This window comes from Clostridium sp. AF19-22AC (assembly GCF_003479085.1).
Taxonomy (GTDB): Bacteria; Bacillota; Clostridia; order Lachnospirales; family Lachnospiraceae; genus Faecalicatena_A; species Faecalicatena_A orotica.
Genome location: NZ_QUGN01000004.1, coordinates 33,704 through 58,955, shown reverse-complemented (window position 1 = coordinate 58,955; position 25,252 = coordinate 33,704). Strand labels below are relative to the sequence as shown.

24 protein-coding genes are annotated in these 25,252 nt (G+C 41.6%); 14 read left to right on the top strand and 10 right to left on the bottom strand.

Annotated features, from left to right (window positions below; translation table 11 throughout):
- Positions 1-5 precede the first annotated feature (5 nt).
- The 4 genes from DWX43_RS05910 to DWX43_RS05895 all read right to left on the bottom strand — a co-directional run bounded on the left by DWX43_RS05910 (position 6) and on the right by DWX43_RS05895 (position 4,573).
- Positions 6-1,931 carry an FtsX-like permease family protein gene (locus DWX43_RS05910; RefSeq protein ID WP_118619496.1) on the bottom strand — a complete coding sequence of 642 codons (1,926 nt, stop codon included), beginning with the start codon at positions 1,929-1,931 and terminating at the stop codon, positions 6-8.
- Positions 1,921-2,688 (bottom strand): ABC transporter ATP-binding protein, encoded by a 768-nt coding sequence (locus DWX43_RS05905; protein ID WP_118619494.1) that lies wholly within the window; start codon positions 2,686-2,688, stop codon positions 1,921-1,923. The genes DWX43_RS05910 and DWX43_RS05905 overlap by 11 nt, the downstream gene beginning before the upstream one ends.
- Positions 2,689-2,818: 130 nt before the next feature.
- Positions 2,819-3,838, bottom strand: a complete 1,020-nt coding sequence (locus tag DWX43_RS05900) for a sensor histidine kinase (RefSeq protein ID WP_118619492.1) — start codon at positions 3,836-3,838, stop codon at positions 2,819-2,821.
- A gap of 39 nt (positions 3,839-3,877) precedes the next feature.
- Positions 3,878-4,573 (bottom strand): response regulator transcription factor, encoded by a 696-nt coding sequence (locus DWX43_RS05895; RefSeq protein ID WP_118619490.1) that lies wholly within the window; start codon positions 4,571-4,573, stop codon positions 3,878-3,880.
- Positions 4,574-4,628: 55 nt separating this feature from the next.
- Here DWX43_RS05895 and DWX43_RS05890 point away from each other — a divergent pair, with 55 nt between their 5' ends.
- Positions 4,629-4,814 (top strand): Uma2 family endonuclease, encoded by a 186-nt coding sequence (locus DWX43_RS05890; protein ID WP_109731830.1) that lies wholly within the window; start codon positions 4,629-4,631, stop codon positions 4,812-4,814.
- A 20-nt stretch (positions 4,815-4,834) separates the two neighbouring features.
- Here DWX43_RS05890 and DWX43_RS05885 read toward each other — a convergent pair whose 3' ends face one another.
- Both DWX43_RS05885 and DWX43_RS05880 read right to left on the bottom strand, forming a co-directional pair.
- Complete coding sequence (locus tag DWX43_RS05885) at positions 4,835-5,725, bottom strand: LysR family transcriptional regulator (RefSeq protein ID WP_118619488.1); 891 nt, start codon at positions 5,723-5,725, stop codon at positions 4,835-4,837.
- A 67-nt stretch (positions 5,726-5,792) separates the two neighbouring features.
- Positions 5,793-6,605, bottom strand: a complete 813-nt coding sequence (locus tag DWX43_RS05880) for a hypothetical protein (RefSeq protein ID WP_118619486.1) — start codon at positions 6,603-6,605, stop codon at positions 5,793-5,795.
- 190 nt (positions 6,606-6,795) lie between these two features.
- Between DWX43_RS05880 and DWX43_RS05875 the strand changes: the two genes are divergently transcribed.
- Entirely contained in the window at positions 6,796-6,975 is a 180-nt protein-coding gene (locus DWX43_RS05875) for a DUF6440 family protein (RefSeq protein ID WP_182440635.1), read from the top strand.
- Between the two features lie 97 nt (positions 6,976-7,072).
- On the top strand, positions 7,073-7,927 hold the full coding sequence (locus DWX43_RS05870) for a MerR family transcriptional regulator (protein ID WP_118619482.1): 855 nt from the start codon (positions 7,073-7,075) through the stop codon (positions 7,925-7,927).
- 101 nt (positions 7,928-8,028) lie between these two features.
- On the opposite strand, the gene DWX43_RS05865 is transcribed toward DWX43_RS05870, so the two are convergent.
- The gene (locus DWX43_RS05865) at positions 8,029-8,853 is read right to left on the bottom strand and encodes a pentapeptide repeat-containing protein (RefSeq protein WP_118619480.1); all 825 of its coding nucleotides are present in this window, start codon (positions 8,851-8,853) and stop codon (positions 8,029-8,031) included.
- Between the two features lie 756 nt (positions 8,854-9,609).
- Here DWX43_RS05865 and DWX43_RS05855 point away from each other — a divergent pair.
- The gene (locus DWX43_RS05855) at positions 9,610-10,299 is read left to right on the top strand and encodes a hypothetical protein (RefSeq protein WP_118619478.1); all 690 of its coding nucleotides are present in this window, start codon (positions 9,610-9,612) and stop codon (positions 10,297-10,299) included.
- A 100-nt stretch (positions 10,300-10,399) separates the two neighbouring features.
- On the opposite strand, the gene DWX43_RS05850 is transcribed toward DWX43_RS05855, so the two are convergent.
- Positions 10,400-11,464: a dihydrodipicolinate reductase gene (locus tag DWX43_RS05850; RefSeq protein WP_109731839.1), complete on the bottom strand. Its 1,065-nt coding sequence runs from the start codon at positions 11,462-11,464 to the stop codon at positions 10,400-10,402.
- A gap of 19 nt (positions 11,465-11,483) precedes the next feature.
- Positions 11,484-12,047: a TetR/AcrR family transcriptional regulator gene (locus DWX43_RS05845; RefSeq protein ID WP_118619476.1), complete on the bottom strand. Its 564-nt coding sequence runs from the start codon at positions 12,045-12,047 to the stop codon at positions 11,484-11,486.
- 363 nt (positions 12,048-12,410) lie between these two features.
- Between DWX43_RS05845 and DWX43_RS05840 the strand changes: the two genes are divergently transcribed.
- From DWX43_RS05840 to DWX43_RS05795, 9 genes are all read left to right on the top strand, one after another.
- The gene (locus DWX43_RS05840) at positions 12,411-13,937 is read left to right on the top strand and encodes a tropomyosin (RefSeq protein ID WP_118619474.1); all 1,527 of its coding nucleotides are present in this window, start codon (positions 12,411-12,413) and stop codon (positions 13,935-13,937) included.
- 354 nt (positions 13,938-14,291) lie between these two features.
- Entirely contained in the window at positions 14,292-15,680 is a 1,389-nt protein-coding gene (locus DWX43_RS05835; protein ID WP_118619472.1) for an MATE family efflux transporter, read from the top strand.
- Between the two features lie 72 nt (positions 15,681-15,752).
- Entirely contained in the window at positions 15,753-16,109 is a 357-nt protein-coding gene (locus tag DWX43_RS05830; RefSeq protein ID WP_118619470.1) for a helix-turn-helix domain-containing protein, read from the top strand.
- Positions 16,110-16,192: 83 nt separating this feature from the next.
- Positions 16,193-16,609, top strand: a complete 417-nt coding sequence (locus tag DWX43_RS05825) for a pyridoxamine 5'-phosphate oxidase family protein (protein WP_109731931.1) — start codon at positions 16,193-16,195, stop codon at positions 16,607-16,609.
- A 331-nt stretch (positions 16,610-16,940) separates the two neighbouring features.
- Positions 16,941-17,426, top strand: a complete 486-nt coding sequence (locus tag DWX43_RS05815) for a hypothetical protein (RefSeq protein WP_330582230.1) — start codon at positions 16,941-16,943, stop codon at positions 17,424-17,426.
- A gap of 99 nt (positions 17,427-17,525) precedes the next feature.
- Positions 17,526-18,365 carry an AraC family transcriptional regulator gene (locus DWX43_RS05810; RefSeq protein ID WP_118619466.1) on the top strand — a complete coding sequence of 280 codons (840 nt, stop codon included), beginning with the start codon at positions 17,526-17,528 and terminating at the stop codon, positions 18,363-18,365.
- A 523-nt stretch (positions 18,366-18,888) separates the two neighbouring features.
- Positions 18,889-19,404 (top strand): type III toxin-antitoxin system ToxN/AbiQ family toxin, encoded by a 516-nt coding sequence (locus DWX43_RS05805; protein WP_118619464.1) that lies wholly within the window; start codon positions 18,889-18,891, stop codon positions 19,402-19,404.
- A gap of 220 nt (positions 19,405-19,624) precedes the next feature.
- A complete protein-coding gene (locus DWX43_RS05800; RefSeq protein WP_118619462.1) occupies positions 19,625-20,374 on the top strand; it encodes an N-acetyltransferase in 750 nt (249 codons plus the stop codon).
- 94 nt (positions 20,375-20,468) lie between these two features.
- On the top strand, positions 20,469-21,299 hold the full coding sequence (locus DWX43_RS05795; RefSeq protein ID WP_118619460.1) for a class I SAM-dependent methyltransferase: 831 nt from the start codon (positions 20,469-20,471) through the stop codon (positions 21,297-21,299).
- A gap of 105 nt (positions 21,300-21,404) precedes the next feature.
- Here the strand turns inward: DWX43_RS05795 and DWX43_RS05790 are convergent, their stop codons facing one another.
- Complete coding sequence (locus tag DWX43_RS05790) at positions 21,405-22,853, bottom strand: GntR family transcriptional regulator (protein ID WP_118619458.1); 1,449 nt, start codon at positions 22,851-22,853, stop codon at positions 21,405-21,407.
- 272 nt (positions 22,854-23,125) lie between these two features.
- Here DWX43_RS05790 and DWX43_RS05785 point away from each other — a divergent pair, with 272 nt between their 5' ends.
- Complete coding sequence (locus DWX43_RS05785; RefSeq protein WP_118619456.1) at positions 23,126-25,234, top strand: EAL domain-containing protein; 2,109 nt, start codon at positions 23,126-23,128, stop codon at positions 25,232-25,234.
- The last annotated feature ends 18 nt before the right edge of the window (positions 25,235-25,252 follow it).

Genomic DNA, 25,252 nt, shown 5'->3' with positions numbered 1-25,252 from the left:
TTATTCTATATAACATTACGCTTGTATCCCACATAAGTGGCTGCAAAATACAACATGTAAATCAAAAGAAACACCCCAAGGCTGATGGACACGGCTCCCCAGAAGATTGCTGGTGTGATTACTCCAAGCATGATATTTTTTATACTCGAAGCAATAAAGACAGATAGGGGGAGGGGGATCAGCAGAGGAATTCCAAAATAAAGGAGCATCTGCCGGAATATCAGCTTTCCGATTTTCTGATCTGGTACTCCGAGGTTGGACAGTATTTTGTAGCGGAAGCGGTGTTTGGAAGCCTCGCTTAACTGCTGTACTGCAAGTATTGTTGCCGCTGTACAGATAAATATCAGACCGGTATAATACAGGCAGAAACCACAGACGATGATTCCGCCCCGGCTGTCAGCTATCGTATTTCCTTTCGTGTCCCAGTACCCTGTTCCCCAGGGATTCTTTCCAGTATCAATCCGGGAAGTCAGATAATCATAATCTTCTGTCGTAGTTTCTTCCACTGTATTTATCATCAGGGCCGTTGATTCTGACGGCAGTCCAGCGGTCAGTTCATCTGGAAGGACGATAATGAAGCCGACGCCGATATATCCGCCCTGGGATAATGGTTCATCATAGGCTGCCTGAAGATTTAGGGTGGTGCCGTTTATCGTATAGGGCAGACTGCCTTTTTTATCAGCAGTATTTTTAGTCTCAGAGCGGGCATGGAGGATATAGTGTCCGGCGGAAAGGCTTACCGGTTTATATCCCAGCATCTCCCGCAGTTTTGCATAGTTACTATAAGAGATAGCATAGTCGTCTGGTAAGTAAGTGTCCAGACCAAGGGTATCGTAGAGTGCCGTCTGGTCACAGTTATAGACAGGTACCTGGCAGATGTCTTTTATTCCGCGTTCTTTTTCAAAATACGTTTCTATATCTGCAAAGACAGTTGTGTCTGATACGGATATCTGTGCATCAAAGGGACAGCGCTCCAGCGCTGAGAGCTCAAAGAATTTATTGAAGAGCGCTGCGCTTTGGAGGCATGTAAGAGTCAGGGTGAACAGCATGGCCAGTGTGCCAATGGTAAAGCTCATGGTGTTTAATTTGGCCGAGAGGTTCCGGTATATAAACAGGTTATCCTTCGAATATTTCCGCTCATTTTTTCCAAGAAAGATTTTCACAAGAAAACCTGCCAGAGAAATATAAGTCCCATAAAGTCCCGCAATGATCATAACGAAACCTGCCAGCAGGAGGAACATGGAGAAAAAGGCAGTCTCGTGGAAAATAAAATATGTGAGTGAGCAGCCGCCTGCGAGTATTCCCATTGATACTGCACAGAGGATCCAGTGGCTTTTTTTATTGGAGATTACGGCAGTTTCGTTCTGCTTCTCCGCATAGATAAGATCATATATTTTTATTTTTTTCAGCCTTCTTCTCATCCTGAGCATGGAGAATGCGTAGATCAGTACTGCATAGAGCAGGGTGAGCAGCATGGCGGGCAGAGAGAAAATTTCTTTTACAGAAAACTTAACCTCAAAAAAAGTCTTGATGATCAGGCTTAGAATCTGATAGATGAAGGTTCCCGCCAGAAGACCAGCCAAAAATGCGGCGGCTCCCATGAATATATTTTCCAGCATGACCATTTTAGAAATTTTGCGGCTGCTGATGCCCAACAGCATGTAGGTGCCAAGTTCCCGGCTCCTTTTTTCCAGCATAAAACGGTTCATGTAATGTACAAGCCATTCGATTACTGCGATTATGATTACTGAGATAAAAATAATCATGATCGAAAGGCTTCCCATCATCTGGTTTATTTCTTTGATTTCTTTCGAAAAAATGACCATATTGAATGCATACATCAGGGAAAAAGAAATCGTAGCGGTAAGAAGATAGATGCCATAATCCCTCATGGAGCGCTTGGCATTGCGCATTGCCAGTTTAGTGAGCATCGGACACGTCACCTCCCAACAGGGTTACGACATCCAGAATTTCATTGAAGAAAACCCGTCTGGCTTTATTTCCCCTGACCAGTTCACTGAAGATTTTTCCGTCCCGGAGAAAAAGGATCCGGCTGCAGTAGCTGGCGGAAAAGATGTCGTGTGTAACCATCAGGATGGTAGCCTGCATTTCATGATTCATTTGTGTGAAGCATTCCAGAAGCATGCCAGCTGATTTTGAATCAAGGGCGCCTGTTGGCTCATCGGCCAGAATCAGGCTGGGGCGGGAGATCAGTGCACGTGCACAGGCACAGCGCTGCCGCTGTCCCCCGGATACTTCGTAGGGAAACTTAGGGAGGATATCCAAAATGCCGAGCTGCCGGGCTGTTTTCTTTACTTCATCGGCTATTTTCTGCGGGGATATTCCCCGAATAACAGGGGCCAGAGCAATATTTTCTTCGATCGTCAGGGTATCCAGTAAGTTGAAGTCCTGAAAGACAAACCCCAGATTCTCCTGACGGAACAGGGCCAGTTTATTCTCTCTTAATTCTGTAATATCAGTGTCATTGAGATAAATATGGCCTGCTGTTACGGTATCGATCGTGGAGATACAGTTGAGAAGAGTCGTCTTGCCGCTTCCGGATGCCCCCATGATGCCAAGAAATTCACCTTTTGATACAGAAAAGCTCACATTGTCCAGAGCCTTTGTAACGAGTGTCTTTGTTCCATAATATTTTTCCAGTTCTTCAATTCTAAGTAATGGTTCCATAGTGTACTCCTTCTATGATATTGTTATATCTGCTTTTCACTTTTATGCTGTTATCATAGCAGGAAAACCGCCCTTTTCATACTTACAAAGTTGTAATACATGCAGGATTGTTTCAAGTGGGTTTCTTATACTAATTGTCCTGCCCCGGACGGTTATAGGTACTGTCTGGAAAGTTTATAGTAATCGTGGTTCCTTCCCCAAAAACGGAATCCGCCCTGATGGCCAGCCCCAGTTTCAGGCAGAGCTTGCGGCAGAGATATAATCCCATGCCGGTGGACTTTCTGTTTCTGCGTGTGCTGCCGGTAAAACCCTTTTCAAAGATGCGGGGAAGATCTTCCGGGGGGATGCCCTGCCCATTGTCCTCAATGATGAGTGATACACTGTTTTTGGTGCGAGAGGCAGAAATCTTTATAAAAGCTCCTGTTGGTTTATGGTATTTTATGGAATTAGAAAGAATCTGGCTGATAATATAAGTCAGCCATTTTTCATCTGTACAGACAGTATCCGCAGTCTCTTCCACCTGAAGCCTTATATGTTCTTCCAGCAGCAGGGTCCTGTTCTGCATCAGCGCGGGACCAATCGCATCAAAAAGGGCGAACTCCCTGATAAAATAGTCTTTTTCCACATGCTCGCTGCGGGCATAGTATAAGGCCTGTTCCACCAAGTCACCGATCCGGGACAATTCCTTCCCGATACGCCGTTCTTCACTGTCCGGGTTGTTTTTGCAGATCAGGTCAATGGCAGTAATCGGTGTCTTAATCTCATGGATCCATTCCTCTATATATTCCTTGTAATCACGGTTGGACTGTTTCAGGTGGTTTACATTTTCCAGCATTGATTTGCAGGCCGCACGTAAAATATGGCAGTAGAGCTTATCCTCATTGGTTACCGGTTTTTCCAGCATTTCACAGATCAGGTATTTCTGGTCCAGAAGGTCCAGTTGGTGAAAAATCTGCACTGCTTTCTTTTTTTGCCGGTAATACCCGCTGCCCCATATTATGGCCAATATAAAAGCCCAGACAAAGAGTACAGGCAAAACAGAAGGAAAGCTGTTCCCGAGTAATATAAAATAAATCGACAGGGCGATTGAACAAAACAGATTTAGAAAAAGCAGCATCAGCTTTTCAGACAGATAGTTCATAAGAGTCATGGCAGTTTCCTTTCATAAATTAGAATAGCAGTTTCAGGATTACTGTTTACAGGCATGGACCATCAGCCCCTTTTTAGGAACAGTAACGATCAGGCCGCCCAGTCCGACCTCCTTCAGACGGCGGCGCAGCCGTGACAGATTCACATTTAAGATATTCTCGTCCACATAAAATTTATTTTCCCATAAGTATTCGATCAAAGAATCTTTGGTTACGACATGGTCCTTATTCAGGAAGAGATAGTAGAGGATCTTAACCTCGTTTTTGGAGAGGTCCATCGTTTGCCCCTGATAAGTGATCTGTCCCATCAGCACATTAAGCGCTGCGTCGGATGCGTGGATGGATTCAGAGAGGGCGGTATTCTGGCGGTTCAGCAGCCTGTTAATCCGGGCCAGCAGGATGGGGAGGCTGTACGGTTTTCGGATGAAATCATCTCCGCCTGTAAGGATACCGGACAGTTCATCTTCATCATCAGTCCGCCCTGTGACAAAGATGACAGGAATATTGGTCACCTTCCGGATATCCCTGCACAGGCTCAGGCCGTTACATGCCTCCAGATTAATATCCAGAAGGATGAGCTCCGCCGGGAAGGTCTCTAACAGAGCCTGAACATCTGTTGATAATTCTTTCTGTGTACAGGAGTAGCGTTCCTGACAGACGCATGAATAGCCATTTGCCTGCAGATAGACTGACAGCTCCTGACGGATATTGGGATTATCTTCTATAATTAATATCATGGTTACTCCTTCTATGGATTGTTATTGAAATGATAACACAGGAGGCAGTGTGCGGATGGACTATTATACCAAGCTTTTCAAATATCGTTCAGCGAATATGAAAGAATATTGGATTGTAGATTATGAGAAAAAGCTTGTAACTGTTTATGATTTCCGAAATGAAAATCTGGAGCGTTATGACATACCTGGAGAGGTGCCGGTAAATCTCTACTCAGGAAGGCTAAAGATTATATTCGACTAAGTTTAGCGCAAGAACCATGTTTAGCATTTGCATTTCTTCACAGCCTCAACAAACCGATATACATCCTCCGGTGCATTCAAACTGTACAGCAATCCATAGGGAATGCTGTAATCCCAGTCAACCGGGATAGATACCAGCCCGGGGTGGACGTCCTGCCAGCACTCAATTGTTAGCAGGACCTTCCTGCTTTCTGCGCAGCGGTTAAAGACGGACATATCGTAAAATTGCGGAGTATCTTCTATATTAATTTGCGGATGGTGTGTCTCAAGATCACTGCGCAGGATGTCATTCACCCCGGAATCCCCCCTTTTTACCATCATAAGTGTTTCACCATATAAATCTTCGATCGTAATCGATTCTCTACCTGCAAGCCGGTGCTCTCTGGACACGGCAGCCATCTTCCGGTATCTACCAAGCGGCAGGAAATTGCAGAGATTGAGCCACGCTTTGGAATCACATACCCCGATCAGAAAATCAAATTTCTTCCCGAGCTGGCTGATTTCTGTGAGAATGCCGTCGTGGTCGTCTTCAAAGGGAACAAGGTGAAGTTTATATTCGGGGAAGCCCCTGTTCACCTGATACCACAGATCCATAAAAGGTTTGGCCGGGTTCAGCAGCGAGGTGCCTACGCAGAAAGTCGTATCGGCTAAATGCATAGTGGTTCTGGCATCTGCAATTGATTTTTTAGAATAATCAATGATAAATTTTGCATCCCGGTAAATGACAGCTCCTGCAGATGTCAGGCTGATACCGGATGGGTTACGTTCCATTAGGACAAGGTCAAGCTCTTTCTCCAGCGCATTCATCTGTTTCATGACTGCTGTAGGAGAAATGTACAGGAAATCTGCGGCTTTTGTAAAGCTACCGCAGTCTGCGACTGCTATGAAAGTATCGAGCATACGGTTATACACAGGCGACATCCCTTTCATTTGTATTTCTATTAATAGCGCTACTGTTTACAGGGCTTGTGAAAGGAACTTAATAGCTTCCTTCCCCGCCGCAATACAAGCATTTTTCCTGCCCGCTTCCCTTACAATGATGGCAGCGGACCCGTGCTTCATACCCGCTGCTGCCCCCGGAACCATAAGTTGGAACTGACTTGTATTCTGTACGGTATCCTTCCCCATCACAGAACGGACATTTATTCTTTCCATCCCCACCGCAATATCCGCAGGGCTTCTTAGAATTATCTGGTATATATGGAGTGACAGGAGTACGGGAATAATCAGGCGTATACCCAGCAGTACCTGAGGCGTCTGAAGAAGCGCTGTTATCCACAGCGGGGGCAGACGGGACCGCAGAAGCGGCAATCATACCTTCCCCCTGACAGAGGTTACATGCATGCTTACCACTGCCATTGCACATGTCACATTCCTGATTGTTATAACTGTCAAATCCGGTTCCGTCACATTTCCCACATTGGTTAAAGAATCCGGTGCCTTCGCAATCAGGGCATGGCACCATGCTGTTCTCAGCTTTTGGAGGGGTGGAGCTGTCTGCATCGTCAGCCTTTGCTGTTTCAGCCGTTTGCGCTCCGGCTAATTCATTTTTTCCTGATGCCGCTTCTTTGGATTCACTGGCCGTTTTTTGGGCTTTCTCTTCCGCCTTCTGTTTTTCCAGCTCTTCCAGTTCTTTTTTCAGCTTCTCATTTTCTTCCTTTAATTCTTTGCTGTCATTCTGCAGTTCTTTAATGTCTGACTCTGTCCCCTGTTCTGTAGTACTTTTCTGGCAGCCGCTTAAGATACCACATACTAAAAATACACTAAGGAATATAAGTTTCATCCGTTTCATATGCTCCCCCCCTGACATGTTCTTCAATATATCCGGATTCCTATTGAATTGTGTAACTTTTACGCTTATCATAATGTTATTACTATTCTAGCACACACATATAAAAATGGGAAGATTGTGTTATTTTGTACAAGGAAAATTAGTGAGAGTATGATAAGATGGTTTTAGAACAGGCAGAGGAGGAATCATTATGAGTGATAATAAAAGATTTGAAACGGTGTATACCGAAGGGAGTCCATTAGGGAAAGGATGGAAAATGATTTTTGTCGATAAGGAAACAGGGGTTAACTATGTTTTCGTGCAGGCAGGTTATGCGGGTGGTCTGACACCATTGCTTGATGCTGATGGGAAACCTGTGATAACAAGATAAAACTTATTATGAAAAATAATTCAAAATCTATTGACTCTCACGTTACGTTATAGGCTAAAATGAATTTATCAAGAACAGTAACCAGGGAGGAAAACAGATGCAGACAGTAAAAGAGGTTTCAAACTTAACAGGTATCAGCGTACGCACACTTCACTATTATGACGAGATCGGACTCTTAAAACCATCCGTGCTCAGTGAGGCGGGATACCGGCTTTATGACGATAAAGCCTTGGAAACTTTACAGCAGATACTGTTTTTCCGGGAGCTTGATTTGCCATTGAAGCAAATCAAGTTGATTTTAGAAAATCCTGCTCTGGATAAAGATCAACTATTAAACAGCCAAAAAAGATTGCTGGAATTAAAAAAAGAAAGATTAGAACGAATCATTGCCAGCATTGATGAAATTCTGAGAGGAGATAACAAGATGGATTTTGGAGTTTTCAGTAAAGCAGAGATAGAACAGATGTACCACGATATAGAGAACAATATGACAGAAGAGCAGAAGGAGATTTTCGTTAAAGAATATGGCAGTATAGAAGCATTCCGGAATCATTTTTTAGACAATGCGTCCAGTGAAGAGGCGCAGAAAAATTTTGCCAAAGTGGTGGAATGGTATGGGGATAAGGAGAGTGCAAAGAATGCTGCCTCAAATCCGGATAATGCCAAAATTGTTGAGGCCTATGGGAAAAGACTGGATCAGGTAACGAAAAAATTAGTAGCCAGGGCAGGCATGGATGTCAATACACTTGAAGTGAAAGAAATCGTGGGAGAGATGGACTTTGTCTCCAAACAGCTTTACCAGATGGAAGATGTCACTGCATTTATGCTGGACATGGCAGAGCAGTATGTTAATAATACGGAAATGCAGAAGAGGTTAGATGCAGTGTATGGAGAAGGCAGTACTTTATTTATCGGGCAGGCTTTGCAGAACTTTTACAAAACAGAAAAGTAAGTATTGTTTCAGCACATGGGGCGGATATCATTCCGCCCCATGTGCCTGGTTACGGAATAATTCCTCCTGCCTGAACCGACCCCCGGGGCAATTCATTCTTCTTAGCGCCATACAGTTGGTCTTATAAGATGTTTAGGTATGCGGGTATTCAGGTTTCCTATTGCTGCGTTAATCTGCCCCTGTGTTAAAAAAATACTTTCACTTAAATTAGCGTTTTTTATATTAGCATCCCGCATATCTGCTCCAAGAAAATTACAGCCAGTCAAATCGCACCCGTCTAAATTAGCGGCAATTAAAAGTGTTGAACTAAAGTCACAGCCGCTCAGTTGGGCTTTCCTAAAATTATGCCCCATAAAATCTTTTTTCTTAGTTATATTTTTTGAATTGGGAATCTGCTTTTTTGCCATTACCCAGGCCTTATTCAGTAATATGTTGATGTTAGTTCTAAGCAGCTCTATATCGATATCCAAAATTTTTTGAGGAGAAGATTTCAAAAGAAGATGTAATTCGTGTAAATAAATATCAGCCTCCTCCCATAGCACCTTTGCAGGTAGAAGTGTTAAAACTTCTGAAACGTACCATGATATTTGCTGCAGATAGAATGTTTTTACAAATACATCAAATTCCTCCTGAGCCGTGCATGGGTTGGATTTCCAGTTTTTTTCTCCATACAGGCGGGTAACTATCTGCCCTGCCCCGCAACAATCGTAGGCCAGACAGCCTTTCATATTTTTAGAGTGCAATTCGTTGTGAATACTGCAAGAAAAGTGATTATCTAAATTGCGGCAAGGTGTTCCTGCAACTTTGTCAGCAGGAAATCCATCATATTTAGAAAAGTATAATGCAACACAGCAAAGGCCGCTGCATTCATTACATTTAATCCGAAATTCATTGAAGATATTAGAACCGTATTGATGAAGTTTCAACTTGTACCTCCTTACAAACGTATATCTTACTTGTGTCACTTCTTTATTAATAGTATAATAGGTAAAAAATGTGCCGTCAATCGCTCGAAAGCAAGTGCTACATCCAAGTGGAAAATGTGACACAAAAGGAGGCTAAATGAAGAAGTCAAATCCAATAGCGGAACAATCTAAACAATGGCTGGCCCAATCTCTATTTAATTTTTATGGAAAAACAAAATTATTCTGAAATTACAATTTCAAAAATTTCAGAAAATGCCCAACTTGCCCGGCGGACATTTTATCGAAATTTCAGCTCTAAAGAAGATGTAGTCATCTACTCCTGCACACAGCTATGCGAGAGCTATATCAGATATTTAGATCAGGATATTGAATATTCGGTACGACATATTATCAAAGTTTATTTTACCTATTGGCAGGAACATATAGATTACTTGACAGTATTGACAAATAATAATCTTTTATGTCATTTAATTAATGTTTCAAACAAATACTGGCCACAGATATATGAACGTTTTAGAGTACACTGGAAAGATGACTGCTCTGATGAAGAACTAGAGTATTGTCTGCTTTTTAATATGGGTGGTCTTTGGAATGTTTTAATTAAATGGTTGTATAACGAAAATAGAGATCCCCCTCTTGAAATGGAACGTATGATTCATAAATCACTCCATTACTTTATGAAAAGTATCTAATTTTTTGTTCCATAACTGTAAAATCAAAAATCGGAACTTATGTTCAGGACGAGGAGAATATAAAATGTGTACAAGTATAATTACAAATAAAAAGAAAACGATTGTCGGATGGAATCTTGATATCTTGGACATGGATTACAAGGTTGTAGCCGAAGATGATAAAGTTTATATTGCTATAAATGATAAAACTGAGGGATGGCTGCCATTATTTGGCGCTAATGCAAGAGGTGATTTTGTGGCCATGCCGACCTGCTGGCCATTTGATGACAGAAGTAATCCTGTGAATGCGGACAGTAAAAATATTATTATGCTGGATATTGATCTTCTTCTTGGCAAAAAGACATTAAATGAAATCAAAGCTATAGTTGAGAGGGAACCCGTATACAGTGTTCCTGATATAACATTTCAATCACAGTTATCAGACAAAGACGGGAATGTTTTACAAATCATTCCGGGGCAGGGATATCAATATTTTCCAAGGCCGGAATACTCCGTCCTGACTAATTTCTCTCCTTTTAAAGGCAATACGGAGCAGCATCCCTGGATGGGGTGGGACAGGTACAATAAGGCTGTGGAAATGCTTGAAAAGAAAAATGATGATTTTGATATTTCGGATTGTTTCGAAATTTTACAAGAAACGGCACAAACAGTATGTCCAACTGTGGTATCAATGGTATTTGATGTTTCAGATAACATAGTATATTGGTGCGAGAACAGGGAATGGAATCAAGTTTCCACCGTTTATTTCAATTGAGAAGTAGGAGTGATTATATCACTTTCTTTTGGTACAAATGATACGGCACCTGGATATCTTCCCAGTTTTAGGGAAGATATCCAGGTGCCTGTGCTTATTTTTAATCAAATGCGTTACTTGTTGTTGTTGTGTAAAGGTCAAGAGAAGTTAACATTCCTGCTTTCGCCCCTACAACCTGAGGAATTGCATTCAAAGCACGCATACATACCATCGAATATCCCCATGCCTGATCATTTGCGGAGAAATCACAGTTAAGATTTGGAGCACCTTTCACGGTGATCCGGTAAACCATGCCGGGTGCAAATTCCCATTCAGGAGCTACATCAGCCCCCATTCTATTTATAGCTCCGACAGTAATTGCATCCTTGCCATTAATCACTCCGGTAATGGAGAGACGGACAGCGCCAACAGTTCCTGCAGGAATGGTCCCATAACCTACCTGCAGGTCATGATCTGTCAGAACCTTCTCGTAATTCGTCTTATAGGATTCTACTTTATAGCCTAAAGATTCTGCAATTAAGTCGACACATGGTCCCCACGTTTTCTGCATAAACATAGGATCTTCACACACTGCCACAAAATCGACAGGCATTCCAAAACCGCGGCCGGTTTTCATTTCAAATTCATTAGGAGCCATAGAGTAATCACAAATTTCTATGGCACGTATACTGTCTATCCGATCTGCTACAGTGAGTAAAGTAGAAACAAGATAATCACATGAGAATCCGGGATGAATGCCAGACATGAAGAAGGAAGCCTGACCTTCTTCACAGGCTTTGCGTATTCTGTCAACCAATGGCTGGTTCAAGTGGGTCTCAGGGAAAATCATGGAGGAAAGGGAGGTCCCAACAACATTGATTCCGGCTAAAAGGAACTTTTCGGCAATCGATACTGCAATATCCTCTAAATTTGGACCATTCACTCCAATGAACGCACAGTCAGGCTTTAAGGCAATCAATTCATCCATATCGCCCGTCACGGTTACTCCTGTGTGCATGCCGCCGGCAAATTTAATTTCACCGGCATCTTTGCCGATATCCGCACCTGCAGTTTCCGGATGTGCCCATACACCAATTAATTCGTAGTCCTTTTTCCGTGCAAATGCACCGATAGCATAGGAACTTACGTTTCCTGTACCTAAAACAACTACTTTGATTTTTTTCATGTTGCTACCTCGCTTTCATTTATTCTTTATTTGTAAGACCAAATATGGTCTCAGCAATCAAATCGGCTTCAGCGATAAAATCAAATGATCCATTTGCCAGCTTCCATTCTAAAATCAAGCCTGTAATAGCCATGTTATAATGGCGTATAAGGTTTTGTGCGAGATACCTGGGCTTTTTTGTTGCTTCGATAATAAGATCGATAATTGAATCAGATCCAATATAAACACCAATGCCCTGATGGGAGTTTGCCATATTATCGGCGGATTCTACAGTTGCAATCAGTAAAAAATATAATAAGTCACATCCTATTTTTGATATATCAGATGCATAATATGTAAAAAAGCGTTTAAGGTGTATCTTGGGATCAGCGTCGAAAAGTTCATTAAGTTTATCAATCTTATCTTTTTCATCACAGAGCTCCCAAAACAAAAGTACATCATTTTTATTTCGAAAGTGATGATAAAAACTGCCCCTTGTAATACCTAATTCATTGCAAATGTCTTGTACATATATATTTTCAAATCCATGCTGTTTAAATAGGTTCATTGCACATAAGCAAATGTCTTTTTTTGTTACTTTCATTAGTTAATCTCCTTGACAGCTTAAAACATACACGTGTATGTTTTAAGCTAAATATAACAGAACTCTATGCTTCTGTCAATCATTACCATTCAGTGAAACGGAAAATTCCGATTTCGTGTCGATTTCGTCAAATTGCATAATTGCTCTTTTCCTTATCTTATGATATACTCTCATCAGAAACTTCGAAAGGTACTCGCCTTTCTTTTTTCAATCGGCAGCTCGCCGATTTACCCAAGTAGTTACAGATTAGTAAAGTAAAAACTGCACTTTGATAATTTAATAGACTTTACACTTTCCAGTGTGGTATAATACATAACACGATAATCGGACCTGTACAAATCACGTAAAGTGAGGAGGGAGAGCATGACAGACAGCGCAAAGCTTGATTTAATACTATCGCAGTTGTCTAACATGGCAACAAAGGATGACTTTCACAGCTTAGATAATAAGGTAACTGCTTTAGACAACAAAGTAGAGACCTTGGGTGATAAAGTTGATGTTTTAGACAACAAGGTTGATACCTTAGATAACAAAGTAGAGACCCTGGACAACAAAGTTGTGGACTTAGACAACAAAGTAGAGACCTTGGACAACAAAGTTGTGGACTTAGACAACAAAGTAGAGACCTTGGACAACAAAGTTGTGGGCTTAGGCGACAAAGTAGAGACCTTGGACAACAAAGTTGTGGGCTTAGGCGACAAAGTAGAGACCTTGGACAACAAAGTTGTGGACTTAGGCGACAAAGTAGAGACCTTGGACAACAAAGTTGTGGACTTAGGCGACAAAGTAGAGACCTTGGACAACAAAGTTGTGGACTTAGGCGACAAAGTAGAGACCTTGGACAACAAAGTTGTGGACTTAGGCGACAAAGTAGAGACCTTGGACAACAAAGTTGTGGACTTAGGCGACAAAGTAGAGACCTTGGACAACAAAGTTGTGGACTTAGGCGACAAAGTAGAGACCTTGGACAACAAAGTTGTGGACTTAGGCGACAAAGTAGAGACCTTGGACAACAAAGTTGTGGACTTAGGCGACAAAGTAGAGACCTTGGACAACAAAGTTGTGGACTTAGGCGACAAAGTAGAGACCTTGGACAACAAAGTTGTGGACTTAGGCGACAAAGTAGAGACCTTGGACAACAAAGTTGTGGACTTAGGCGACAAAGTAGAGACCTTGGACAACAAAGTTGTGGACTTAGGCGACAAAGTAGAGACCTTGGACAACAAAGTTGTGGACTTAGGCGACAAAGTAGAGACCTTGGACAACAAAGTTGTGGACTTAGGCGACAAAGTAGAGACCTTGGACAACAAAGTTGTGGACTTAGGCGACAAAGTAGAGACCTTGGACAACAAAGTTGTGGACTTAGGCGACAAAGTAGAGACCTTGGACAACAAAGTTGTGGACTTAGGCGACAAAGTAGAGACCTTGGACAACAAAGTTGTGGCTCTAGACAATAAAGTAGAGATCTTGGATAACAAATTTGTGGACTTAGATAATAAGGTTGGGATCTTGGATAACAAAGTTGTGGCCTTAGACAATAAAGTAGAGACCTTGGACAATAAATTTGTGGACTTAGATAACAAAGTTGGGACTTTAGACAACAAAGTTGTGGTTTTAGATGGCAAATTTAGCACCTTGGACAACAAAGTTGATACTATAAAGCAAGAGCTCATTGACCGTATGGAAAAGATGGAGGCAGACATTCTGAATACTTGTCTGGGTTATACAGACGATCGAAATGAGATTATCATGAAGAAGCTTGACAATATCCAGAGTACGGTCAATACGTTAACTAGAATGGAAACAATTGATAATGACGTTTACAAATTGGTAAATAAGCGAATTGATGAGCTTGCTGAAAGAGTTGAGTGTTTAGAGCACGTATCATAGTCAGCGACTACATATACCACGCAATCAATGAGTGTAAAGTCTATTAAGTTATCAAGCAAGTTTTAATTCTTTTATAATTAATCCATTAAAAAGATGAAAAGGGGTGAGTACAATGTTGCTATATGGGAAGTTTTGCATTGGATCTGGCTCTGCACAATCACATAAAACAGGACATTGTGCGGAGCCCAATCAGATAAACAGGTTTATTTGAAAGGCAGGGCTGTATAAATCAGATGATTCTGGTTTAAGAGCCTTATTTGTGTTACCTTTTTTGATGAACTGAAATGATTGGAAATTTGGCCGTGGACAATGTTTTGTCTGCGGCCTTTTGCTATTTTGAAAGGATTATTTAATATGAAAAATCAGGAACAGGATTTAACGGTGGGGAGTGTTCCCCAAAAGCTGATACGGTTTGCGGTACCTTTATTGGGCGCAAATTTATTACAGTCACTTTATAGTATTGCGGATATGCTGGTGGTAGGGCGTGTTGTAGGAAAGGCCGGGCTTGCCGCTATCAGCAATGCATCCATGTTAAGTTTCATAATTAATTCTATTTGTATTGGTGTCACAATGGGAGGGACCGTTTTAGCAGCCCAATATAAAGGGGCAAATGATGAACAGGGGCAAAAGGAAACGATTGGAACCTTATTCAGCTTGTCTTTTATTGCTTCCATCCTTGTTACGGCTGCCGGCTTACTTTTATATTCTCATCTTTTTTCGCTCCTCCATGTACCTGTGGAGGCGATGAAAGATGCCTGCGGTTATATGCAGATCATCTGCATGGGAACGGTATTCGTTTTTGGATATAATGCGGTTTGTTCGCTTATGAAAGGATTTGGAGATTCCAAAAGCCCGTTATACTTTGTGGCGGTAGCTGCAGTTATAAATGTTTTTTTAGATTTGTTGCTAGTGGGACCGATGGGGATGGGTACAAAGGGTGCTGCTTATGCTACTATTTTTTCACAGGGGATATCCCTGGTTGTTTCAGTTATACATTTGAAGCGAAAGGATTTTATATTTGATTTTAAGCTGAAAAGTTTTGCCATGCAAAGAGAGAAATTAATTATCATTTTGAAGGTAGGCCTGCCTGCTGCTGCCCAGATGGTAATTGTAAACATCTCGTATCTGCTGGTCACCGGCATGTTGAATACCTTTGGGGTTTCGGTGGCGGCGGCTTCCGGCATAGGACTAAAAGTAAATACCTTTGCAGGCATGCCGTGCTGGGCGGTCGGACAGGCTGTAACTGCTATGGCAGGACAGAATATGGGAGCGAAGGATACGGAAAGAGTAAAGAAAACTACGCAGTATGGATTGTTGATAAATATTTTTATTACGTTTATTACAGTCGTATTTGTCCAAATTTTTTCGGAAGCCATCATTATGCTTTTTGACCCGGCCAGTACGGACGTTATCACAGAGGGAGTCATGTATCTTCGGATCTGCTGCAGTATAAACAGTCTGGTTTATGCGGTGATGTATACGCTGGATTCCTTTGCGATTGGCGTGGGCTCTGCAAATATTGCTATGTGCAATGCTTTTTTAGATGCCATGATCGTGCGCCTGCCAGTTTGTTGGTTTCTGGCATTTCCCATGCAAATGGGTTTTATGGGAGTTTATATTGGTCAGGCACTTTCTCCTATTCTACCCGCGCTGGCAGGTGTGATCTACTTTAGAGGTAAGTCATGGGAGACAAAAAAACTAATTAACAGTGAGGAAAATCATAGAAAAAAATGGAAAAAGTAGAGTGAGGACTTTTAATCTGCTACAATAAAAACAAAATCACATTGATATTATTTAATTTACGGAGGTATTTGTATGAAAATGCGGGACAGTTATACATGCCCATTGGAATTAACGCATGATATTATACGTGGAAAATGGAAGCCTATCATTTTATGGCAGCTGGAGAAGGGGGCCGTTTCCCTTTCAGCTTTGCAGAATGATATCGCCGGAATCGGACAGAAAATGCTGTTGCAGCATCTGGGGGAACTGCAGGATTTCGGTATGGTACAAAAAGAACCATATGAGGGCTATCCTCTTAAGGTGGAATACTCCCTTACAGATAAAGGCCGGCGGATGCTGAGTGTCATTACTGCAATGCAGGAAATCGGAATTGAGTTAATGAAAGAGGACGGTAAGGAAGAATTTTTGAAAAATAAGGGATTGATATAGGTGCACACAAAAAAGTGTGTAATGTACAATCGTTCCGTGCTCTGTTAGAATAAAAATAAAAAACAGGGGAGGGTTTTACCATGATGAAAAATCCAGAGCAGACCATAGGAAATATGGCAGATAAAAATAGTACGGCTTTTATCTGCTATATAGATAATGAGGGATTCCCGGTAACAAAGGCAATGCTAAAACCGAGGATACGGGAGGGAATCAAGGTGTTTTGGTTTCATACAAATACATCCTCAAATAAAGTGAAATTTTTGCGGGAAAACCCAAAAGCCAGCGTTTATTTTGTGGATAAACGATTTTTCCGTGGAGCAAGCCTGATGGGAACTGTGGAAGTATTAGAAACAAATGAGGCGAAAGAAATGTTATGGCAGGAGGGTGACACGATGTATTACACAGAAGGTGTAACAGACCCTGATTACTGCGTCCTGAAATTCACGGCCGTTAAAGGCAGATATTATAGTAATTTCCATTCAGAGGATTTTGAGATTTAACAGACACAGCGAAGCGGATTGTCAATATCCTATTATTTTTACGGAATAAACAGTAAAAGCAGGCGGACCGGTCAATGGCAGATAAGCGGGCATATGCCAGTCATTGACAGCCCGCCTGTCTTTTATTAGTGGAATATAAAATGTGGAAACAATTTTTAATTTAGTGGAAAAATAAGATCTGGAAACAATCTCCTGCTTTACAGGATAGGGGAGGATGATAAAATACATTATACGACCTATCCGAAAGGTGCAGTAAAAGAGAGGTAATATTCTGCTATTTAAGTTATAATCAGAAAAATACAGACAAAAAAGCAGAGAGGAATTAATGATTATGGAGAAGACAGAGTTTAACGATTTTATTGCCACGGTTCCGGCGGAGAACCAGGATTTTGTAAAAGAGTTACATGACAGGTTAATGGAGCATGGATGTAAGATAGAGATTAAGACTGCCAAAAGCGGTTACATGGTTTCTTACATATATAATAAGAAGACAGTCGCCAATTATGTATTCCGGAAAAAGGGCATGCTTGTCCGGATTTATGGAGTTCATGTGAATGAGTATGAAGAGGTTTTGGAAACACTGCCGGATGAGATGGTCCGCTCGATTCAGAAAGCGCCTATATGTAAGCGTATGGCAGATCCGAATGCCTGTAATCCGAGATGTTCAATGGGCTATGACTTTTGGATGAAGGGTGAGCACTACCAGAAATGCCGTAGCAGCGCTTTTATGTTTCTTGCCTGCCCTGAAAACAATCCGTTTATCCGGACATTATTAATAAATGAAGTGGAAGCATGGGAAAAATCAAACTACGAGTAGCGAGATGATGGGAATTCTCTACTTGTGCCATATCTTGCAAGAAAAATTTACGCCGGGATGGTAAAATTATTTAATATGAAGCATAGGAGGTAAGCTGGCATGAGTGGAAATCAGGAACAGCGCCATATTTATTATGACCGTGATCTGGGAATAGAGGCATATCAGTTAAGCGGCATTGTACAGAAGTTTCCAAATCATTTTCATGAATATTATGTGATTGGGTTCATCGAGGGCGGAAAGCGCCACCTTTGGTGTAAGGGGCAGGAGTACGATTTGAATGCCGGCGACCTGATTTTATTTAATCCAAGGGACAACCATTATTGTGCGCCTATAGGCAGGGAACTGCTGGATTACCGTGCCGTGAATATTCACACCGATGTCATGCTCGGCATTGCCAGAGAAATCACAGGGAAGGATTACATTCCTCATTTCACACAAAATGTCGTTTATCAAAGTGAAATTGCGCTGTCAGTAGCAGAGGTGTATGAAGCGATGCTTTTGGATATGCCAAAACTGAAAAAAGAAGAGTCCTTATTTTGCCTGATAGACCAGATTCTGCAGGAATATGCCGCCCCGTTTGAAACGGCTGGAGATGACGGGCCGGGAGAGAAGACAAAAATGCTTTGCAGCTATATGGAACAGCATCTGGCTGAAAATATTGCATTGGACGATCTGGCGTCCATGATTGGGGCCGGAAAATCTTACCTCCTGCGGTCTTTTACAAAAGAAGTGGGGGTATCACCATACCGTTATCTGCAGACCATACGCATAGAGAGGGCGAAGAAACTGCTGGAACAGGGGATTGGACCGATCGATGTCGCGGGAATGACGGGCTTTTCCGATCAAAGCCATTTTACAAACTATTTTAAAGAATTTATCGGGCTGACGCCAAAGCAGTACCAGAGGATATTTAGTGATACATTGCCGTCTGGGGAATAAAGGTATGTGGTTCAAGGGAATCTATGGTGCGCTAAGAAGGTATCCTTAATAAAATTTTTATTGATTTTTCCAGAGGAACTTCATATAATATAAGTGAGCAAAGAAATTTGTTCGGTTTAAGTGCATTGTTACTTTGAGTGCAAACCCTTAATTTAAGTGCTTCACTACTTTGAATGTGAACCTTTAATTTAAGTGCTTCGCAGCTTAAAATGCGAATCGATAATTTTCGGGGAGATAAGTAGCTTATCTCCTTGTTAATTTTATCAGAAATCTCAAAAACGTCCATATATCATAAATAAAATATTTTTCTTTAAATTTCATTTACAACAATGTTGTATTTTCCCGTATTGAAATGTTCAGCTTTTAAATAGTTTTTATTGTCAAAGTTGGTTGTTTTATTATACCAAAATAGCGTGTTATAAAGAGGAACAATATCATCAGTATAGTTTGTGCAGTCTGGTTTTCATACACTAATACTGCCCCTTGTAAAACGGTATGTGTGATTATACTATGGAGGATAAAAATGGATTTTTACCGTATAAATGAGGAATACACTAGGTTTCTACAAAGATACGAAAAGGAAAAAAGAGGAGTTACGAAAGTGCCGAATACCTGGTATACAGGCCGTAATAAGTTTGCATTTGGTGCTGTTATGCAAGTAAATAATATGAATTATTATGTTTCTGTATCATCTTTTGATAAGAAGCAGGAGGCAAATATTTTGATTCGTGTGCCAGGAGATGAAAAAGAAGTAAAAGGTTCCTTGCGATTTAATTATATGGTTCCTGTACCCGATGAATGTCTTGAAAAATTAGTAATCAAGGATGTTGAAGACGAGAAATACCGACTATTGTTAAATAAAGAATATCAATTTTGTATGCACAATGCAGAGAAAATTCAGAAGAAGGCTAATAAAATATATGCGATGGTTACATCAAATCGTAAGCAGATTTTAACAAACAACAGTTGTGCATTTCATATTTTAGAAGATGGATGTCGGGAGTACATAGAGAAATACTTGAAAAGAGATTTTAAATAGTTGAGTCTGTAAGATGCATTTTAGTTCCTCCCTGAAAGTTGAAGGCTATGAGAAACAAAGAATTGTATATAAGAGTAATTGATAATTAGTAGTTAAAGAAATAAAGGACGGATGCCATTAAATATTAAGACAGAAAAAAATTTCTATGGTACAATAAAAGCATCTAAATTCCGGTTCGCCGCTCAAGGAAATAATAATTGAAAACGAGGTAAATTGAAATATGAGTGAAGAGTTTGTAAATTTGACGGCAGAAAATCTCGCCAATGAACATTTGTGCTGCATTATCCGTACCAAAAAGCTGCATCCGGGTGTGGAGGCTAAAAGACAATGGATTTCTGAAAGGCTAAAAGAAGGACATACTTTTAGAAAACTGGATGTAAAAGGGACCGTATTTATTGAGTATGCCCCTTTGGAAACTGCATGGGTCCCCATTACGGGAGATAATTATTATTATATTTATTGCCTGTGGGTTTTAGGCGATTATCGGGGGAAGGGGTATGCAAAATCGTTAATGGAGTATTGTATTGCGGATGCGAAGGAAAAAGGGAAATCCGGAATATGTATGCTTGGGGCGATAAAGCAAAAAGCATGGCTTTCAGACCAGTCTTTCGCGAAAAAATGTGGTTTTGAGGTTGTAGATACCACTGACAGTGGATATGAGTTACTTGCGCTTTCTTTTGATGGAACAGTTCCGGCGTTTAATCAGAATGCAAAGTTGTGTGCGATTGAGAGGGAAGAACTGACCATTTATTATGATATGCAGTGCCCTTATATTTATCAAAATATTGAAATCTTAAAAGAATATTGTTTTGAACACGATATCCCGTCTTCATTTATTCAGATAGACACGCTGCAGAAAGCAAAGGAGCTGCCTTGTGTTTTCAATAACTGGGCAGTATTTTATAAGGGGAAATTCGAAACGGTAAATTTGTTAGATGTTGCACATTTGAAAAAAATACTGAAGAAGTGAAAGAAAAGAGGCGGTGGTACATTATGATAAGTGGTAGCGCGCTCACAGAAGCACCATTGTATAAGAAAAAGCGAATGCTTTTGGAGGAAGTATTATGATGAATGAATTAAGTGGTTATTTAAAGAAACCACAGCTATATGCTCCAAGTACAGGAGATTTCTGGAATGACATACATATATCAAAGGGGATGCTGGCGGCGCATTTGAATCCACTTGAGGACGCGGCAACCCGCAGGCATGAATTTCTAAACAAATCAGTCGAATGGATTTCTAAAATTGCCCCGCCGTCCCAATACAAATTCTTACTTGATTTGGGATGTGGTCCCGGTTTATACGCCCAGCGTTTTTACAATGCAGGATACTCTGTGACAGGAGTGGACTTTTCCAAACGTTCTATAGATTACGCAAAAGAACAATCATTACTGCATAACGCTGCAATCGAATATTTTTATCAGGACTACCTGACGATTGATTATACAGAGCAGTTCGATGTAATAACGTTAATTTACTGTGACTATGCAGTGATGCCGGTATCTGACCGGCTTCATTTATTAAAGAAGATTTATCGGGCATTAAAGAAAAATGGGAAGTTTATTGTTGATGTTTTTACACCGATTATGAGACAGAAAGAAAGCCGGTCATGGGAATGTTGTGAGGCAGGCGGGTTTTGGTGCGAAAAACCACATATTTGTTTGGAGTCTGTATACCAATATGATGACGAGGATGCTACGGAACTTCGCCAATGTGTTGTTTTAACTGATGAAACTATAAGCTGTTATAATGTCTGGGATCATTTTTTTACTAAAGAAAAGCTGCTGTCAGAAATCCAGGGTGCAGGTTTCTTTATGTTTGAAATTTATGGTGATGTAGCAGGAAAGGAATATTCAGACACAGGCGAAACGATTTGTGGTGTTTTTACAAAGTAAAGGTTTGAAACATTGTTATATCTTTCGTGTAATAGAAAAAAAGCAGAGGGCCGCGCCTGTGGGCGTATGGCTGCTCTGCTTTTTTGTTTCCTAATAGATTAACCCTTAATCGAAGGTCGGCAGCATGATGGCATCGGCTTCATGAATACCACCGGCAATGAGTTTTTCTTTTCCAGCCTTAAAGATATCAAGGGCCAGATGCTGTAGTTCTGTGGCAAACAGCTCAGAATCTCTTTCTTCCAGACTTTTCAGCAGGGTTATGGTTGACCGGGAATCAAATCTAAAATCGTATGGTTTCATATCATTGAGCGGATACCCCAGATACTGAAAGTACATCAGTCCGCCCAGTATCTGACGTAAAGCTGGCGATTGTGCGTTCTCTTTCAGCAGGACGAAACAGATACCGAATGTCATGTAGTAGTCCTTGGACATCTGAATATTTTTCAGCCAGGATATGGTACTTTGAATGGAAGTATCCGCCAGCGTAGGAAAAACAGACCGGGCTGCATCTTTACAGATTATCAGGATAATCTGCATGCTTTGTAAATATTGCAGCAGGGCTTTTTTCAGGTTGGGGGTAGAGAGTTTGGAAATCGGCGCCGGGTTATCAAATCCCACCAGTACCCGTGTCCCTTTTCCGGGGATCGTCTCTACAATTCCGATGTCGCTGAGTATTTTCACTGCCCGGCGCACTGTAATTAATGGCATAGAATACTGTTTCGCCAGAGCAGTAAACGAGGGGAGGAATTCCTGATTCCCCAAAGAAGAGTAAATTTGCCGGAGAAGTTTCATGGCCAGATTAAAACTGACCAGCGGACGTTCCGAGAAATAATTCCACTCATAGGGGATCGGCTTGGCCGGATTCTCAGGCACAGGCAGCGTATCATAATACAGGCGTACCCCTTTGATATGCTTCTGGTACAGACGGGTCAGCAAATCTTTTAGCTGTACATAATCAGATGCTTTACGTAGGGAAAGTATCTGTGCAGTTACCTTTTTTAAATAGGTCATATAACCATATGTATACGCGTTGTCCCCCAGATGCATAATCGTGGGGTGTCCGAAGAAATTTGTGCTCATATATAAGTTGAGAAACAGAGGATTTCCCAGGGCTTTCAGGATATGAAGAAAGAAATCAAAAAACGGATATTCATTGTAAGGTGACATTCGTTCAAAAATTTCTGTCAGCTTTTTCAAATCTTCTTTATCGCATAATTTCAATCCCTGCAGCATAACCTCCGGCCATATCAGCAGCATCGTATTACACAGGTCCAGCAGTGCATCTTTTGTAGCATAGCTGTAAGCCCTGTATTCTGTCCGGCATTCCTCTTCTTTAATATCATAAGTAACAATCGCACTCCGCCCCTGGCTCAGAGATACATAATTCTCTTCCTCCAGAAGCCTCAGGGCGTTGTGAATGGTGGCACTGGAAACATTAAAGGTTTTGCAAAGATCGGGCACAGTAGGAAGACTCGATCCGGTAGGATATAAGCCGAAAAGAATACAGTTATACAGATGTTTGTAGGCTATATTGTATAGATTTAATTCATCCAAGTTTAATTCATCCTCCTAAAGATAACATTTTCTTTAATATACCACATATTCTCCGAAATACAAAGAAATGGGAAAGCCGTAACTACAAAGATATTTATATTTTAACATTTTTAACACCATTAAAGGGGCTATTTTATTGAATAATTTATAAACATAGCTTATAATAAAAAATATTAAATGAGCACAATAAAAATTAATAAGAACAGTTTAAACGATGGATAGATATACAGAAATAACTATTATAACCCTACATGAAAGGGGAGAATGTGAAAATGAAAAAGTATGAACACAGCCCATCGGGAAATAACTTTGTGGAAAACGATGAGTATAATCTTCTGATGACTTCCATGCGTGTTAGTGTAAGCAAACATCTTCTGGATGATCATTTTACGGTTGTGTGGGCAAACGATTTTTATTATGACCTGATTGGATATCCGAAAGAAGAGTATGAGGCGGTATTTGAAAACCAGTGCGACCGCTTTTTCCGCAGTAATACAGACGATTGGGATGGGATCGTGGCAGCTGCTATGGGGGCGTTCGAAGCCGGTGAGTTACGATACGAGCATATCACAAGAATGCGCCATAAGGATGGCCATATGATCTGGGTCAGGCTGGTTGGAACATACACGGAAGATGTCATTGACGGATACCACATTGCTTATACTGTGATGAGCGATATCAGCGATATCATCCGGATGCAGAAAGAACAAACAGTTACCTACAACAGCATCCCCGGTTTTATCGCAAAATTCCGGATCAGGGAAAGTCAGATTGAACTTGTGGATGCCAATGAACGATTTCTTTATTTTTTTGATCATCGGGAGCAGAATGCCCTGGTAAACTTAAATACACCGGAAAATGAGGCGGCACTAAGGGAGTCCTTTCCTATCATGCGAAAGGGAAAACCAGTCCGGTTTACGATGGAAGCACGGGATAAAGAAGGACATGCTGTCTGGCTGCAGTTAAACGGAGATTGTATTGATACGATTGACAGAGACCCGGTCTATCTGATGGTTTATATAGACATTACTGACCTTACACGGCAGCGGGAATTACAGAAGGAAACCAATATGCGGCTGGAGCAGCTGGCATTTGTGGACCCGGTGACCGGCGGCTTTAACCGTACCTGCTTTGAACTGAAAGCCGAGGAGGCGATAAAAGCAGCACCGGCCGGAACTTACGCCTTGGTCTGGATGGACGTACAGAAATTCAAGCTTCTCAATGAAATGTTTGGTGTTGAAAGCGGAAATGAGGCGTTGAAATACATACATGGCGTGATCCGCAGTTCTCTGGAGGAGGGGGAATATGTGAGCCGCACTTCTGCGGATAACTACAGCCTTCTGCTCAAAGCTGCGCAAAAAAGGGAAATAGAGGCGCGTCTGAATGATATTGCAGAAAAGGTCAACCACTTTAACAAGGATGCGGAACAGAAATATATCCTTTCCCTGACAGCAGGCGTCTATTATGTGGAGGATCCAAAGCTGCCCATCATGCAGATCCAGGACCGGGCAAACGTAGCCAGGGAGAATATCGTCAGGAAAGCGGATGCAAAGCTGTGTATCTGCATGTTTTATTCTGAGCTGGATCAGCTGCGGCTGATGAAGGAGAAAGAAATCGAAAACCGGATGCGTGATGCGCTTGAAAAAGAACAGTTCGTCGTGTATCTCCAGCCGAAACAGTCGCTGCGCGATGGGACCATTGCGGGAGCAGAAGCACTGGTACGGTGGCTTGACCCGGAGAGAGGTCTGATCCCGCCCAATGATTTTATCCCTTTGTTTGAAAAGAACATGTTTATTGTAAAGCTGGACCTCTATGTGTTTGAGCGTGTGTGCGCACTGCTGCGGAAATGGATCGGTCACGGTGAGAAGCCGGTGCCGGTTTCCGTGAATATGTCCCGGGCACATCTGCTGGACCGGGATTTCCTGAAGCGGTACGAGGATATCCGCCAACGGTATAACATTCCGGCAGAACTGCTGGAGATCGAACTGACGGAAACACTGGTATTTGAAAATCCGGACGTGCTGATGCAGATCATCGATACGTTCCACAGAGGCGGGTATCACTGCTCTATGGACGATTTTGGCAGCGGTTATTCTTCGCTCAATGTGCTGAAAGATATTGACATTGATTCCATCAAGCTGGACAAGGCGTTCTTTGGTTCTGAAGAAATGGACAACCCGCGGGAACGGGATGTGGTCACTTCTGTGCTTGAGCTGGCGGCCAAGCTGAAGATGACTACGGTTGCAGAAGGTGTAGAAACGGATGCGCAGAAGGATTTTTTGAAAGGGACGACCTGCGATCTGCTGCAGGGATATATCTTTTCCCGCCCAGTACCACCGGAGGAGTTCGAGCGGATGACTTTTGGAAGAACGCTTTCATAAAAGCGGTTTAAGGAGCTT